12 protein-coding genes are annotated in these 15,535 nt (G+C 66.6%); 3 read left to right on the forward strand and 9 right to left on the reverse strand.

The features are described from left to right. Window positions 1-95: 95 nt before the first annotated feature. On the reverse strand, window positions 96-617 hold the full coding sequence (locus tag Q9Q95_RS06755) for a YbjN domain-containing protein (RefSeq protein ID WP_306095231.1): 522 nt from the start codon (window positions 615-617) through the stop codon (window positions 96-98). 59 nt (window positions 618-676) lie between these two features. Continuing rightward, window positions 677-1,018 carry a VOC family protein gene (locus Q9Q95_RS06760; RefSeq protein ID WP_306095233.1) on the reverse strand — a complete coding sequence of 114 codons (342 nt, stop codon included), beginning with the start codon at window positions 1,016-1,018 and terminating at the stop codon, window positions 677-679. A gap of 53 nt (window positions 1,019-1,071) precedes the next feature. Between Q9Q95_RS06760 and Q9Q95_RS06765 the strand changes: the two genes are divergently transcribed. Further along, a complete protein-coding gene (locus Q9Q95_RS06765; protein WP_306095235.1) occupies window positions 1,072-2,142 on the forward strand; it encodes a PA0069 family radical SAM protein in 1,071 nt (356 codons plus the stop codon). A 42-nt stretch (window positions 2,143-2,184) separates the two neighbouring features. Here Q9Q95_RS06765 and Q9Q95_RS06770 read toward each other — a convergent pair whose 3' ends face one another. Continuing rightward, window positions 2,185-3,420, reverse strand: coding sequence for an SGNH/GDSL hydrolase family protein (locus Q9Q95_RS06770; RefSeq protein WP_306095572.1), 1,236 nt, complete (start codon window positions 3,418-3,420; stop codon window positions 2,185-2,187). A gap of 150 nt (window positions 3,421-3,570) precedes the next feature. Between Q9Q95_RS06770 and Q9Q95_RS06775 the strand changes: the two genes are divergently transcribed. Then, the gene (locus Q9Q95_RS06775; RefSeq protein ID WP_306095236.1) at window positions 3,571-6,186 is read left to right on the forward strand and encodes a M1 family metallopeptidase; all 2,616 of its coding nucleotides are present in this window, start codon (window positions 3,571-3,573) and stop codon (window positions 6,184-6,186) included. 125 nt (window positions 6,187-6,311) lie between these two features. On the opposite strand, the gene Q9Q95_RS06780 is transcribed toward Q9Q95_RS06775, so the two are convergent. Beyond that, a complete protein-coding gene (locus Q9Q95_RS06780; RefSeq protein ID WP_306095238.1) occupies window positions 6,312-7,895 on the reverse strand; it encodes a long-chain fatty acid--CoA ligase in 1,584 nt (527 codons plus the stop codon). 225 nt (window positions 7,896-8,120) lie between these two features. Then, window positions 8,121-11,705, reverse strand: coding sequence for a DNA polymerase III subunit alpha (dnaE, locus tag Q9Q95_RS06785; protein WP_306095239.1), 3,585 nt, complete (start codon window positions 11,703-11,705; stop codon window positions 8,121-8,123). 242 nt (window positions 11,706-11,947) lie between these two features. On the opposite strand from dnaE, the gene Q9Q95_RS06790 reads away from it, so the two are divergent. After that, the gene (locus tag Q9Q95_RS06790; RefSeq protein WP_306095242.1) at window positions 11,948-12,373 is read left to right on the forward strand and encodes a hypothetical protein; all 426 of its coding nucleotides are present in this window, start codon (window positions 11,948-11,950) and stop codon (window positions 12,371-12,373) included. 59 nt (window positions 12,374-12,432) lie between these two features. Here the strand turns inward: Q9Q95_RS06790 and Q9Q95_RS06795 are convergent, their stop codons facing one another. Genes Q9Q95_RS06795 through Q9Q95_RS06810 form a run of 4 tightly spaced genes read right to left on the reverse strand, consistent with a single transcriptional unit; the run spans window position 12,433 to window position 15,419 of the window. Then, window positions 12,433-12,912 (reverse strand): glutathione peroxidase, encoded by a 480-nt coding sequence (locus tag Q9Q95_RS06795; protein WP_306095244.1) that lies wholly within the window; start codon window positions 12,910-12,912, stop codon window positions 12,433-12,435. Next, window positions 12,909-13,505, reverse strand: a complete 597-nt coding sequence (locus Q9Q95_RS06800) for a GNAT family N-acetyltransferase (protein ID WP_306095245.1) — start codon at window positions 13,503-13,505, stop codon at window positions 12,909-12,911. Before Q9Q95_RS06800 ends, Q9Q95_RS06795 begins: the two co-directional genes overlap by 4 nt. Beyond that, a complete protein-coding gene (locus Q9Q95_RS06805) occupies window positions 13,502-14,176 on the reverse strand; it encodes an ABC transporter ATP-binding protein (protein WP_306095246.1) in 675 nt (224 codons plus the stop codon). Before Q9Q95_RS06805 ends, Q9Q95_RS06800 begins: the two co-directional genes overlap by 4 nt. Continuing rightward, a complete protein-coding gene (locus Q9Q95_RS06810; RefSeq protein WP_306095247.1) occupies window positions 14,169-15,419 on the reverse strand; it encodes a lipoprotein-releasing ABC transporter permease subunit in 1,251 nt (416 codons plus the stop codon). The genes Q9Q95_RS06805 and Q9Q95_RS06810 overlap by 8 nt, the downstream gene beginning before the upstream one ends. Window positions 15,420-15,535: the final 116 nt, after the last annotated feature.

Raw genomic sequence — 15,535 nt, forward strand, 5'->3', positions numbered from 1 at the left:
TCCCCCAGCCCCTCCCGCTTCGCGGAAGGGGTCGGGGAAGGGCATGACGCATACGAGGCCGAATTTCGACCCGCCTTGCAGATCCGCCAGCCGGCTCAGCTCTTCGGCTCGGCCTTCTTTTCCGGGATCTCTTCCTTGAAGAAGGTCGCGAGCTCGTTCAGCTGCGAATTCCACCAGTCGATCACGTCGGTGAAGTTGGCGGCATTGAGTCCGCCGATCGTCGCCAGGTCATAAGCCACCGCGAATTGCTGGTCGTTGCGGACCGAGGCCTGGAGGAAGCGCTTCTTCGAGTTCCATTTGTCGGCCAGCGCGGGCGTATTTTCGGGCGCCTTCTCGAACAGAGTCTCGAAGCGCAGCGAATCGCAATTCTTGTGCTCGGCGCAGCCATAGAAATAGACGTCGAAATGATAAGAGGATTCGTCGCTCTCGATCATCGGATCGCCCTCGCCGTCCTTGCTCAGCCTGGGCTTGAGGCCGGCTTTCTCCAGCGCCGCCATCACCGTCTGCGGATCGCTCGCGCAGATCAGCCCGGCGCCGCAGGGCTTGGTGTCCTCGGCCGCAGCGGGCGCGGACAGGCAGAGCGCGGCAATGCCGGCGGCGAACGGAAGCAGGCGCATCGAAATCCCCCTATGAGACGGCCAGCCTTTAGCAGCCGCCCCGATGCGCGCAATCGGCCCTATTCGGGCTCGTTGACGAATACGCCGAGCTGATTGCCCGCCGGATCGCGGAAGTGGAAGCGCCGCCCGCCCGGAAAGGCGAAGATCGGCACGGTCACTTCGCCGCCCGCCGCGACGACCTTGTCGAGTGCCGCCTCGAGATCCTGAACCTCGACGATCGGCAGCAAGTGTGCGATCGCCTTATCGTCGCCGCCGTTGATGCCGACATCGACGTCGCCGCCGGTCGTCGCCGCATAATCGGGGCCGAAATCGGTGAAGGCCCAGCCGAACGCCTTCGCATAGAAATCACGCGTCTCGCCGGCGCGCGCCGCCGGCAATTCGACATAACTGATCCGTGCCATCGATTCCTCCATATGTTCTTGATATGTTCTAATGCAGCGCCTAGCTTCCGGCAATGGCAAAGACTCGCGCCGTTCGCGGCGCCACGCTCAACAAGGACAGCAGCCGCTTCAACCTGCCCGGGCGCGAGGCCGATGGCGACTGGCTCGACGACCGCGAGACCGTCGACGGCGAACTGCCGCCGCTGCGCACCATGGTAACGGTGGAGAAGCCGAAAACGATCCTCACCCGCAACAGCTCACCCGACATCGCGTTCGATCGATCGGTGAACCCGTATCGCGGGTGCGAGCATGGCTGCATCTATTGCTTCGCGCGGCCGACCCACGCCTATCACGATCTGTCGCCGGGGCTCGATTTCGAGACGCGGCTGTTCGCCAAACCCGATGCGCCGGCCTTGCTGCGCGCCGAACTCGGCAAAAGGGGCTATGTGTGCAGGCCGGTGGCGTTCGGGACCAATACCGATCCCTATCAGCCGATCGAAGCGACGTGGCGGATCACCCGCGGCTGCATCGAAGTGCTGGCCGAGTGCAGCCATCCGATCACGATCACCACCAAGTCCGATCGGGTGACGCGCGATCTGGATCTGCTCGCGCCGATGGCGGCGCGGGGGCTCGCGGCGGTGATGCTGTCGATCACTTCGCTCGAGCCGCGGATCGCGATGACGGTGGAGCCGCGCGCGCCTTCGCCGGCGAAGCGGCTGGCGGCGGTCCGCAAGCTGACCGATGCGGGCGTGCCGGTGTTCGTATCGATGGCGCCGGTGATCCCCGCGGTGACCGATCATGAGATCGAGCATATATTGGAAGCGGCCGCCGAAGCCGGAGCGCGCGGCGCCTTCTTCCTGCCGGTGCGGCTGCCGCACGAGGTGGCGCCGCTGTTCCGCGCGTGGCTCGACACCCATTTCCCCGATCGCGCGGGCAAGGTGATGGCGACGATCCAGTCGCTCCGCGGGGGGAAGGACAACGACCCCAATTTCCACACCCGGATGCGCGGCCAGGGGCCTTGGGCGGAGTTGCTGCGGAAGCGGTTTCACATCGCGGCGAAACGATACGGGCTCGACGGCGAACGATTGCGGCTGCGGACCGATCTGTTCCGGCCGCCGGCGGGACCGCAGGGAGAGCTGTTTTGACTTTCGCCCGTCACCCCCGCCTCCGCGAGGTGACGATCATGCTCATCGCTTCGTCGCGGTAGCGAGCAGCGCCAGCGGCACCGCATCGGCCATGGCCTGATAGCCTGCGATCGACGGGTGCAGCCCGTCGCCCGAATCCAGCTCCGGCCGCAGCCGCGTCGGGTTCTTCGGATCGCGCATCGCGGCGTCGAAATCCACCACCGCGTCGAAATTGCCGGGCGCACGGATCCATGCATTGACTGCGGCGCGATCGGCCTCGTTGGCAACGTCGGGGTGGTAATAAGCCGAGGCGCCGTCTGGCATGATCGTCCCGCCGATCGCCTTGATCCCGTGCGCGCGGGCGCGGGCGACGATCTGCTCGAACACGCCGATCATCTCGCGGACCAATGCGGCATGCTGGTCGGGCGTGGCGGGCGCGTCGCGGGTGAGCGTGCCGAGATCGTTGATCCCCTCGATCACCAGCAAATGCGTCACGCCCGGAGGCGCCAGCACTTCGCGCTCGAAACGGGCGAGCGCATTGGGGCCGGTGCCGTCGAGCCGCAGCCGGTTGCCGCCGATGCCGGCGTTGAGCACCGCGAGGTTGCGCGTCGCGGGATGTGCGCGCAGGCGGGCCGCGAGCCGATCGGGCCAGCGGGCATTGGTATTGGGCTGGACGCCATAGCCGTCGGTGATCGAATCGCCGAGGATCACCAGCGCGCCGGCACCCGGCGCGTCGACCTCGACACCACCGATCGCATACCAGCGCGTCGCGATCTTCGCGCCGGCGAGCGCCTCCGCCATCACTTGCTGGCCGTGCGCGAAATGGCTGTGGGCACGCGCGCCGGGATGGCCGGTCTGCCGCTCGGGCGGCAAGGGCAGATGGAGCGTGATCGCGAGATCGGCGCCGGGGGCGATCGCAAGGTCGACCGGATCGGACAGATAGTCGGCACCCGCGGGGATGGTCACTACGGCCTGGCCGCCGAAGCGCAGCGCCCGCGCGCCGGCGGGGAGGATGCGCGCGGTGGCGTTGTCCGCCGAGAGTGCGACGCTCGCGGCGTCGATCACCAGCGGCGTGGTGCCGAAGGCGTTCGACAGCCGCACGCGCAGCCGCTTGCCGCCGATCGAGACGCGGACGATCTGGCGGATCGTGGCATCGGTGAGATCCTCGGCCGGGGCGGCATTCTCGCCGGTCGGCACCATCTGCGACGTCGCCCAGCTCGCCACCCAATGCGGCTTTTCCTGTGCGGTCGCGGTGCCGCCGAGGCACCATGCCGCAAGCAGGCACAACAGCCCGTTCATTCTCGCCACGCGCTTCCTCCCTTTGACCGCTGGTAGCGCTAACCCGGCGCCGTCAGGCTGTCCATCGTCCGGCGGGACGGCCTTCAGGTGTGCTATTGCCCCAAGGCAGTCGCCCGCATAAGCATCGCCATCGCTTTCCAAGGATTCTCGATGCGCGTCCTGTTGCTGGTGCTCTGCGCCTTCACTCTCCCCGCTTCCGCTCTTGCCCAATCCCCCCCGCTCCCCACCGGCAAACTGCCCGATACGGTCAAGCCGATCGCCTATCGGCTCGACATGACGATCGTCCCCGAGCAGGCGCGCTTCGCCGGTCATGCCGAGATCGATGTCGAGCTCAAGCGGCCCGCCGCCTCGATCTTCCTGCACGGGCGCGACCTCAAGGTCGCCAGGGCCGTGGTGAAGATCGGCAAGAGCGAGACGCCGGTGACCTTTACCCAGAAGAGCGCGACCGGGCTGGCGCAAGTCGATTTCGGCCGCATGCTGCCGGCGGGAAGGATGACGCTCGAGTTCGATTACGACGCGGCGTTCGGCGACGGGCCCTCGGGGCTATACCGGATCAAGGTGGGCGACGACTGGTATAGCTGGTCGCAATTCCAGTCGATCGACGCGCGCGCCGCCTTCCCGTCGTTCGACGAGCCGGGGTACAAGACGCCGTTCACCGTATCGGTCACCACCCGGCCCGGCTTCGTCGCCGTGAGCAATGCCGCCGAGCAGGGCAAGCCGCAGGCCGCGGGCAAATTGGTCAAGCACCGCTTCGCCGCGACCGAGCCGCTGCCGACCTATCTCGTCGCCTTCGTCGTCGGGCCGTTCGTCACTGCCGAGGGCACCGTGCCGGCGACTCCGCAGCGCCAGCGACCGCTACCGCTGCGCATCGTCGGGACCAAACCCTATGCCGGGCAGATGCAGTTCGCGCTCGAGGGTTCGAAGAAGATCGTCGCGTTGCTCGAAAAATATTTCGACCAGCCCTTCCCTTACCCCAAGCTCGACCAGATCGGCTCGCCGGTGATGCCGGGCGCGATGGAGAATGCCGGCGCCGACATCTATGGCGACGGCATATTGTTCGTCGACGACGCCTCGCCGGGCGCGGACAAGCAGACCTTCGGCATGGTCGTCGCGCACGAGCTTTCGCACCAATGGTTCGGCGACGTGGTGACGCCAGCCTGGTGGGACGACATCTGGCTCAACGAGAGCTTCGCCAACTGGATGGGCTATCGCATCGGCAACGAATGGCGGCCCGATCTCAACATCGGCGTGTCGGCGATCGACGAGGCATTCGACGCGATGCAGGTGGACGCGCTCGGCGCCGGACGGCCGATCCACCAGCGGATCACCCGCGACGTGGATATCGACGCCGCGTTCGACCAGATCACCTATGGCAAGGGCGGCCAGGTCGTGGCGATGATCGCCGCCTATCTGGGCGAGGAGAAGTTCCGCGACGGGGTGCGGCTGCACATGCAGCGTTACCATCACGGCAACGCGACCACCGACCAGTTCTTCGATTCGCTCGCCAGCGCGGCGCACGATCCGCGGGTGCTCGAATCGCTGCGCGGCTTCGTCGACCAGCAGGGCGTGCCGGTGGTGACCTTGCAGCGCGCCGGCGACGGGGTGACCGCGAGTCAGGCACGCTATGCCAGTTTTGGCAGCAATCTGCCGGCGACGCAGTGGATCGTCCCCGTCTGCGTGCGCCGCGCCGCGGTGCGCAGCTGCACGCTTCTCGACAAGCCGAGCGGCCCCATCGCGGCGAAGGGCGACGGGGTGATCGTCCCCAATGCCGGCGGATGGGGCTATTATCGGTTCGACATGGACCCGGCGGACTGGTCGACCCTGATCGCCGCCGCACCGACCTTGCCCGAGGGCGAGGCGCTGGCGGTGACCGACAGCCTGTGGGCGTCCTTCTACGCCGGCAAGGCGAAGTTCGCGCAACTGGCGGCGCTGGCGCGGTCGATGGCGGCGCATCCGGCGGACAAGGCAGCGCTCGACAATGGCGAGCGGCTGCGCGGATTGTTCCGCCGCGGGCTGATCGACGATGCCGCCACGGCTGCATACCGCAAACTGATCACCGGCATCTACGGCCCGAAGCTGGCGCAGCTCGGCTTCGATCCTGCCGCGGAAGGCCATGCTTCGGATAGCCCGGACCGCAAGGAATTGCGCAGCGACCTGGTCGAGCTCGTCGCGGGCGCTGGGGGCGACCCGGTGGTGCGCGGCAAGCTGATCGCGGCGGCGGATTCGTATCTGGCCGGCAATGCCGCCGCGCTCGACCCGCAATTCGCCATGCTCGCGCTGTCGCTCGACATGGAGGAGAAAGGCGTGCCGCTGGCGAAGGTGGTGGCCGAGAAGGCGCTCGCCAGCGAGGATCCGATGCTGCACGAGATCGCGTTCGAGGCGATCGGCAATTCGGGCAATCCCGAAGTGGCGCGCTGGTTGCTGAACGAGTTCAAGGACCCGCGCCTGTCGCAAGGCGTGCGTCAGCATGTCGCAACGAGCCTGCTCGGTGCGCCACGGACGCGCGACATCGCATCGGACTATCTGCTGGCGCATTTCGACGGCGCACGCGCGGGCGGCGGCGGGATCTTTGCCTCGCGTTCGGCGCGGATGTTCAACGTGCTGTGCACCAACGCCGCGGCCGATGCGGTGGACGCGAAGCTGCGCCCGCCGCTGGCGAACGACAGCACGCTCGGGCTGGACCGCACGCTGGAGACGATCCGCAATTGCGCGCGGTTCAAGGATGCGAAGGCCAGCGAGGTCAGCGCGGCGGTGATGGGGAAGTAATTCCCTCTCCCGTCGGGAGAGGGAGGGAGCCGACGCAGTCGGTGGAAGGGTGAGGGTCGAGCTGCCCTCACCCTTCCCACTCGCTACGCGAGCGGGCCCCTTCCCGCTCCCAAAGGGAGCGGGAGTTACGCGGCCGCCAGCTTGAAGTCCTTGTACTGCGCGCGGATCGCGGTCTTGAGCAGCTTGCCGGTGGCGGTGTGGGGCAGGCTTTCGACGAAATGGATCTCGTCGGGCAGCCACCATTTGGCCACGTGCTGCTCGAGATGGGCCCGAATCGCTTCGGCGGTCACCGTGCAGTCGGGCTTGCGCACCACCAGCAGGATCGGACGCTCTTCCCATTTGGGATGGTAGACGCCGATCGCCGCCGCCTCGGCGACGCCCGCGCAGCCCACCGCGCAATTTTCGAGCTCGACCGAGCTGATCCATTCGCCGCCGGACTTGATCACGTCCTTGGCGCGATCGGTGATCTGCATCGTCCCGTCGGGATGGAGCAAGGCGACGTCGCCGGTGTCGAACCAATTCTCCGGATCGACCGCGAGCTGCTCCTCGCCATAATATTGCTTGATCACCCATGGGCCGCGGACCTGCAGCCGGCCCGAGCTGACGCCGTCGCGGGGCTGGACCGCGCCCGCGTCGTCGACCACGCGCAGCTCGACTCCGAAAGGCACCTTGCCCTGCCTCGATACCTGGTCGACCTGTTCCTCGAAGCTGAGCTGGTCGAAATCGTGGGAAGGCGCGCCCATCGTGCCGATCGGGCTGGTCTCGGTCATCCCCCAGGCGTGATTGACCCGGATGCCCATCTTCATCAGCCGCTCGATCATCGCGCGCGGCGCCGCAGAACCGCCGATCGTGACGATCTTCAGATGCTCGGGCGCAGCGCCGGTCGCGTCCATATATTGGAACATCGCGAACCAGACGGTCGGCACCCCGGCGCTGTGCGTCACCTTTTCGCGGTTCATCAGCTCGCAGAGGATTTTCGGTTCGTTGATCGCCGAGAAGACGAACTTCACGCCCACCGCCGCGCCCGCGAACGGCAGCCCCCAGCCGACCGCATGGAACATCGGCACGATCGGCATCGCCACCGATTGCATCGACAGATCGAACTCGGCGGGCTGGAGCTCGGTGATCGCATGGATCACGGTCGAGCGGTGCGAGTAGAGCACGCCCTTGGGATTGCCGGTGGTGCCGCTGGTATAACAGAGCATGCAGGGTTCGCGCTCGTCGCCCTCGACCCAGCCATAGTCGCCGGTCTCGGGCGCGAGCAGCGCCTCGAACGCGCCATCGTCGAAGCAGATGTAATGCCGGATCGTGGTCCATTGCGGCTTGAGCTTCTCGACGATCGGCGCGAATGCCTTGTCGTAGAGCAGCACCCGATCCTCGGCATGGTTGGCGATGAAGGCGAGCTGGTCCTCGAACAGCCGCGGATTGATCGTGTGGATCACCCCGCCCATGCCGATCGTTCCGTACCACGCGACGAGATGGCGGCTGTGGTTCATCGCCAGCGTCGCGACGCGGCCGCCGGGCTCGATGCCGAGCCGTTCGAGCGCCTGCGCCAGCCGGCGGGAGTCACGCGCGATGCCGGCCCAATCGGTGCGAGTCTCGGAGCCGTCGGCCCAGCGCGTGACGATCTCGCGCGGCCCATGCTCGCGCGCGGCGTGATCGAGCAGACGCATCACGCGCAGCTCGAAATCCTGCATTCCACCCAGCATCGCTCTCTCCGGCTCTTTGGCTTTTGAGGAGAGGGTATGCCCGGAAGGGGAGGCGTGTCGAGGGGCACGGCCGCCGGCAATAATTTGTTACCGCCGGCAGTACCCGACCTGTCATCCCGGCCTTGCGCCGGCATCCACCAAGCCGCACTCGGGAAACAAGAAACGCGGGGTCATCGCCCCACCTCCCGGTGGATCCCGGCACAAGGCCGGGATGACGGGGGGACTTTACGCCGCCGCGGCCAGCGTCACCTCGGGCTTGCCGAACACCGCCCTGGCGATCCCCGGCAGGCCGCGGATGCGCTCGACCATTTCCTCGTCGATCCGGAAGTTGCGGCCGATCACCAGCTCGGCCTGCCCCTCCGGGCCGAACGGGGCCCAGACCCGGACAACGCTGCGCCCGCCACGCTCGCCGCCGATCAGCTCGGCGAGGAGCGGGAGCACGGCGGCGTCGCGCACTTCGAGGTCGACGATCAGCCGCGCGGTATTGGCGATGCTCTCGAAGGGTTGGACGCGCTTGATCGACACGCGCGGAGTGTCCTCGCCGGGGCGCTTGTCGAGCTCGACGGTGAGCAAGGCGCAGCCTCCTTCCCGCGCCGTATCCTCCATGTCCTTGGCGGCGAATTCGTCGAAGCAGCTGGCAAGCGTCTGGCCGGTCTGATCGGAGATGTTCGCCATCATGTAACGGTTGCCGCGCGCCGAGGTGCGCCAGCGGGCGTCCTCGATCAGCGCGGCGATCGTCGCACCGATGCGGCCGCCATCGGGGATCGATACCTCGCCGAGCGTGGCGATCTCGCGCGCGCCCTGGCTGCGGACGAGATGCGCATAGCGATCGAGCGGGTGCGCCGAGAAATAATAGCCGAACGCGTCCCTTTCGGCGGCGATCTTGTCGGCCAGCGACCAGTTCGCGCTGCGCGGCAGATTGATCGCGCCGCCGCTCGGCTCGGATTCGCCGAACAGGCCGCCCTGCCCGCTCGTCCGGCTCTCATGCGTGCGCTGGGCGACCGCGAGGATCGTCTCGGCGGCGGCATGGACGCCGGCGCGATTGGGCTCGATCCCGTCGAACGCACCAGCGGCGGCGAGCGTCTCGAGCTGGCGCTTGTTCAGCAGCCGCGGATCGACGCGCTTGGCGAAATCGTCGAGCGAGCGGAAGCGGCCCTTGGCGTCGCGTTCCTCGATCAGCAGCTCCATCGCGCGCTCGCCGACGCCCTTGAGCGCGCCGAGCGCATAGCGCACCGCGAGGCCGTCCTCGTGCTTCTCGACATGGAAGTCGGCGAGGCTGGAATTGATGTCGGGCGGCAGGCACTCGATCTTGAGCCGGCTCATATCGTCGGCGAAGATCGCCAGCTTGTCGGTCTGGTGGATGTCGTACGCCATCGAAGCGGCGAAGAATTCGTGCGGATGATGGGTCTTGAGCCACGCGGTTTGGTAGGCGAGCAGCGCATAAGCGGCGGCGTGCGACTTGTTGAAGCCGTAGCCGGCGAACTTGTCGATCAAGTCGAACAATTCGTTGGCCTTGGCCGGCTTGATGCCGTTCACCTTCGCGCAGCCTTCGACGAAGATCGCGCGCTGCTGATCCATCTCGGCCTTGATCTTCTTGCCCATCGCGCGGCGGAGCATGTCGGCACCGCCGAGACTATAGCCCGCGAGGATCTGCGCGGCCTGCATCACCTGTTCCTGATAGACGAAGATCCCGTAGGTCTCCTTCAGGATCGGTTCGAGCGCGGCGTGGGGATAGACGATCTCCTCGCGCCCGCTTTTGCGGTGGCCGAAGCTCGGGATGTTGTCCATCGGGCCCGGGCGATAGAGCGAGACGAGCGCGATGATGTCGCCGAAATTGGTCGGCCGGACCGCGGTGAGGGTGCGCCGCATGCCTTCGGATTCGAGCTGGAACACGCCGACCGTGTCGCCCCGCTGGAGCAGGTCATAGACTTCGGGATCGTCCCAGGCGAGCGTGTCGAGATCGACCTCGATCCCCCGGTCCGAGAGCAATTCGACTGCCTTTTTGAGCACCGACAGCGTCTTGAGGCCGAGAAAGTCGAACTTCACGAGGCCGGCGCCCTCGACATATTTCATGTCGAACTGGGTGACCGGCATGTCCGAGCGCGGATCGCGATAGAGCGGCACCAGCTCGGCGAGCGGACGATCGCCGATCACCACGCCGGCGGCGTGGGTCGAGCTGTGGCGCGGCAGGCCTTCGAGCCGCATCGACAGATCGATCAGGTGGCGGACGTCGCTGTGCTGCTTGTACTCGGTGTGGAACTCGCTGACCCCGTCGAGGGTGCGCTTGAGCGTCCACGGATCGGTCGGGTGGTTGGGGATCTGCTTGGCGAGGCGATCGACCTGGCCGTAGCTCATCTGGAGCACGCGGCCGACATCCTTGAGCACCGCGCGCGCCTTCATCGTCCCGAAGGTGATGATCTGCGCGACGGTGTCGCGGCCATATTTCTCCTGGACGTGGCGGATCACCTCGCCGCGCCGGGTTTCGCAGAAATCGATGTCGAAATCGGGCATCGACACGCGTTCGGGGTTGAGGAAGCGTTCGAACAGCAGGCCGAGCTTGAGCGGATCGAGGTCGGTGATCGTCAGCACCCACGCGACCACCGAGCCCGCGCCCGAGCCGCGGCCCGGGCCGACCGGGATGTCGTGCGTCTTCGCCCATTTGATGAAGTCGGCGACGATCAGGAAATATCCCGGGAAGCCCATCTGGATGATGACGTCGAGTTCGAACTCGAGGCGATCGAAATAGGGTTTGGTCCAGTCTTCCTCTTCTCCCCCCCCGCTTGCGGGAGAGACCGTCAAGGCTGCGGCGTCGCTTGCGGCACTCCCCTCCTCTAACCGCTCCCGCAAGCGGGAGGGGAACGCTTTACCCTCGAGCGCGGCGATCTTGGTCAGCCGCGCGTACAATCCCTCCCGCGCCTGCGCGCGCAGCATCCGCGCCTCGCCTTCGCGGTCGCCGGCGAGGCTGGGGAGGATCGGCTTGCGCTTGGGCGCGGCATAGGCGCAGCGCTGGGCGACGACGAGGGTGTTGGCCAGCGCCTCGGGCAGGTCGGCGAACAGCGCCTTCATCTCGCCCGCCGGCTTCATCCATGCATCGGGCGAGGAGCGCGGGCGATCGTCCGACGCGATGTAGGACGAATTGGCGATGCACAGCATCGCGTCATGCGCCTCGTGAAAGGTCTCTTCGGCGAAACAGCACGGATTGGTGCCGACGATCGGGAGGTTTCGCGCATAGGCGTAATCGAGCAATTTCGCCTCGGCGCGGCCCTCGACTTCGTTCAGCCGGCGGACGATCTCGATATAGAGCCGATCGGGGAACAGCGCCTCGATGCGGTGCGCATAGGTTTCGGCAGCATGGTCCTGCCCGTCGGCATAGAGCCGGGCGAGCGCGCCCTCGGCGCCCGCGGTGAGGCATAGCAGCCCGTCGGTGCGACCTTCGAGCATTTCGAGGGTGACATGCGCATCCTCCTCGATCGGGCGATCGAGATGCGCCGCGGAGACGAGGTGGCAAAGGTTGAGATAGCCGGTCTCGTCCTGCGCATAGAGCGCGAGCCAGTCGATCGCGACCGGGGCGCCCTCGGCCAGTTCGGGGCGCTTGACCGCGAGCAAGGTGCCGACGATCGGCTGGACCCCGGCCTTCTTGCAGGCGTCCGAAAAGGACATCGCGGCGTAGAGCCCGTTGCGGTCGCTGACCGCCACGGCGGGGAAGCCCAGCTCGCGCGCGCGCTTGGCGATCGCCTTGGGCTCGATCGCACCTTCGAGCATCGTGTAGGAGGAGAAGACCCGGAGCGGTACGAATCCCGAATGCGCCATCGGCCTATCCTAGGGATGCACGTCCGGCATTGCCACCTTGACCGAAGCGCTTTCCACAGCTTTCCGAAAGCTTACCTGGCACATCCGTACAAGCCCTTTGGTGGGAGTCGCTTATGGGGACCGACCTGAATGGCGACTCACCCGCCGGATCGGCCAAACCGTGGTTAACGACGATCAACCTTTGATCGCGGCGCACCCGTCCTGGGCAGGCGAAGCGGTCCGGTATCAGGAGTAAGCCCGCGATGACCATCCTCTGCTCGGTGATGAACCATGTGCCCTCGGCCAAGCGTCATCATAATCAGGGATTGGAATTCAGCATCTGTCACCGCTGCGGCTGCGACATGATCCGGCTCGACGAAGCTGCCGAGTGGACGCAGGTCCCCGCCGGGTTCCGTGTCGTCTGGCGCGAGTTCGGCCGCGCCGGCTCCGCCTCCGACGTGGCACAGCGCATGCATCGCCTCGCGCCGCCGCCGCGCCGCCGCGAGCCGCGGAACGCCCGCCCCGCCCCGCGCCGCGACCCGCGCGGACGCCCGCTGGCCGGCGCGACGTCGATGGTCTCGATGCTCACCAAGCTCGGCAAGCTCGTCGCCGGCGACGATAGCGAGAAGCCGATGATGGAGAAGAACGGGCAATATGTGATCTGCCTGCCCGGGCCGCGGATGCACTGAGCGGACCGCGTCCGGGCATCACGCCAATCGTGCTCCTGCCAAAGCAGGAGCCCATAGTCCTAAAGCAATTTCTCGATATCGCCGGCAATGTCCTTGGGCGAGGTCGTCGGCGCGTAGCGATCGATCACCTTGCCGGCGCGATCGACGAGGAACTTGGTGAAGTTCCACTTGATCGCCTTCGAGCCCAGCAGCCCCGGCGCTTCCTTCTTGAGATGCTCGAACAAGGGCGCCGCGTCGGCGCCGTTGACGTCCACCTTGGCGTAGATCGGGAAGGTCACGTCATAGGTTAGCGAGCAGAAGTTCGCGATCTCCGCCGCGTCGCCCGGCTCCTGTGCGCCGAACTGGTTGCAGGGGAAACCCAGCACCGAGAAGCCGCGATCCCGATATTCGCGCTGCAGCGCCTCGAGATCGGCATATTGCGGGGTGAACCCGCATTTCGACGCGGTGTTGACGATCAGCAGCACCTCGCCGGCATGCTCCGCCAGCGTGGTCTCCTCGCCGCTTGGCTTGCGGACAGGAATTTCGGTGAGCGCGGTCATGCGGGATCTCCATCGTAACCGGCCATCAGCAGCTCGAGATTGCGTCGCACGCCCGGCCATTCGTGCGCGAGGATCGAATAGACCGCGCTGTCGCGCAGATGCCCGTTGAGGATCAGATGCCCGCGCAGCACCCCGTCGAGCCGCGCGCCGAGCCGCTCGATCGCGCGGCGCGAGGCGTGGTTGAGGAAATCGGTGCGGATCTGGACGCAGTTAACGTCCAGCACTTCGAAGGCGTGGCCGAGCAGCAGATATTTGGCTTGCGTGTTGAGCCCGGTGCGCTGGACGCGCGGCGCATAGAGCGTGCCGCCGATCTCGACGCGGCGATGCGTCTCGCTCATTCGCAGGAAGCGCGTGACGCCCGAGACCCGCCCGTCGGCATCGAGCACGGTGAAAGGCATGTTGCGCCCTGCCGCAGCGTCGAACGTTACGCGATCGTACCAGCGATCGAAGGTATCGGCGTCGGGCACGGTGGTGTGGAACAGCGGCCCAAGGGCTTCGAAGGCGAGAAGCAATGCCTCGCGATCCTCGCGGACCATCGGGCGCAGCGTGACGTGGCGCCCGAGAAGCGTCGGCGTCTCGCGCCAGACGCTCACTCCAGCCGGCCCTCGTGCAGGCGCACCACGCGGTCCATTCGTTCGGCGAGGCGCTCGTTATGCGTCGCCACCAAAGCCGCCGAACCTTCGCCACGGACCAGATTGAGGAACTCGGCGAAGACCCGGTCGGCAGTCGCCTCGTCGAGATTGCCGGTGGGCTCGTCGGCGAGCACCAGCGCCGGCCGGTTGGCGAGCGCGCGGGCCACCGCGACGCGCTGCTGCTCGCCGCCCGAAAGCTGGTTGGGACGGTGGGTCAGCCGTTGCGCGAGCCCGAGCGCGGACAGCAATTGCCCGGCGCGCGTATCGGCATCGGCGCGGGTGGCGCCGTGGATCATCTGCGGCAGCACGACATTCTCGATCGCATTGAAGTCGGGCAGCAGATGGTGGAACTGGTAGACGAACCCGAGGCTGTTGCGGCGGACTTCGGTGCGACCGCCCGCGGGCAATTGCGCGGCCTCCTTGCCGGCAATGCGGATCGAGCCCTCGAATCCGCCCTCGAGCAGCCCGACTGCCTGGAGCAGGGTCGACTTGCCCGAGCCCGAAGGCCCCAGCAATGCCACTATCTCGCCGGGCTGGACGTCGAGATCGACGCCGCGCAGCACTTCGATCACTGCTTCGCCCTGCCTGAAGCTGCGTTTGAGCCCGCGGGTCTGCAGAATGGGATCACTCATAGCGCAGCACCTGGACCGGATCGGTGCTCGCCGCTTTCCACGCAGGGTAGAGCGTGGCGAGGAACGCGAACAGCATCGCCATCACGCAGATCCCGATCGTCTCGAACGGATCGGTCCTGGCGGGCAGTTCGGTGAGGAAGCGCATCGAGGGATCCCAGACCTGCTGGCCGGTGACCAGTCCGATGAACTGGACGACCTGCGCGCGGAAGGTGATGAACAGGAAGCCGAGAACCCCGCCCGCGGCGACGCCCAACGCGCCGATCGTCGTGCCGACGGTGACGAAGATCCGCATGAGGCCGCGGCGCGTCGCCCCCATCGTCCGCAGCACCGCGATGTCGCGGGTCTTCGAGCGGACCAGCATGATCAGCGACGAGACGATGTTGAACGAGGCGACGACGAGGATGATCGACAGCACCGTGAACGAGACGACCCGGTCGACCTGGAGCGCCTCGAACAATTCGCGGTTCATCTGGCGCCAGTCGACGATCTGGCCGCTCTTGCCGACCTTGTCAACGAGCGGCGCGACGATCCGCTGGACATTGTCGGGATCATTGGTGTCCATCTCGACCATGCTCACCGAATCACCGAGGAGGAGCAGGGTCTGCGCGTCCTCGATCGGCATGACCACGAAGATCTTGTCGAAATCATAGACGCCGACCTCGAAGATCGCCTCCACCGTATAGCTGACCGAGCGGTACATCGTGCCCATCGGCGTCGCGGCGCCCGAGGGATTGATGATCGTGATCTTGCTGCCCACCGTCGCACCGAGCGATTCGGCGAGCCGCGAACCGATCGCGACTTGCTCGCCGCCCGCGCGCAGCCGGTTGAGCGAACCGATCACTTCCTTGCCCCTTAGCGCGGGATTGCTGCGGATATCCTCGACTCGCATGCCGCGGATCTGGGCGAATTCGACGCGGCCGTTGAAGCTGGCGAAAAGCGGCTGCTCGATCAGCGGCGTGGCGCTGGTGACGCCGGGGGTGGCCCTGGCCTGCGCGACGATTTCGCGCCAGTCGCGCAATTGGCCGGCATAGCCCTGGACCACGGCATGGCCGTTCAATCCGGTGATCTTGTCGAACAGCTCGGCGCGAAAGCCGTTCATCACGCTCATCACGACGATCAGCGCGGCGACGCCGAGCATCACCGCGACGAGGCTGAACCCGGCGACGACGGCGATGAACGCCTCGCTGCGGCCGGGCAGGAGATAACGGCGGGCGATCATCCGCTCGTAGCGCGAGAGTAGCATGCGGTCGGTGTGGCCCTGCGTGAGTGCTCGCCGCCGCTCTAGGCCATGCGAGGCGCGGCTGGCAATGCATGCGCGTCATGCGAGGTATGTCTGCTATGTTGCCGATTCAACACAGG

Source organism: Sphingomonas sp. DG1-23 (genome assembly GCF_030730875.1).
In the GTDB taxonomy this organism is placed as follows: Bacteria; Pseudomonadota; Alphaproteobacteria; order Sphingomonadales; family Sphingomonadaceae; genus Sphingomonas.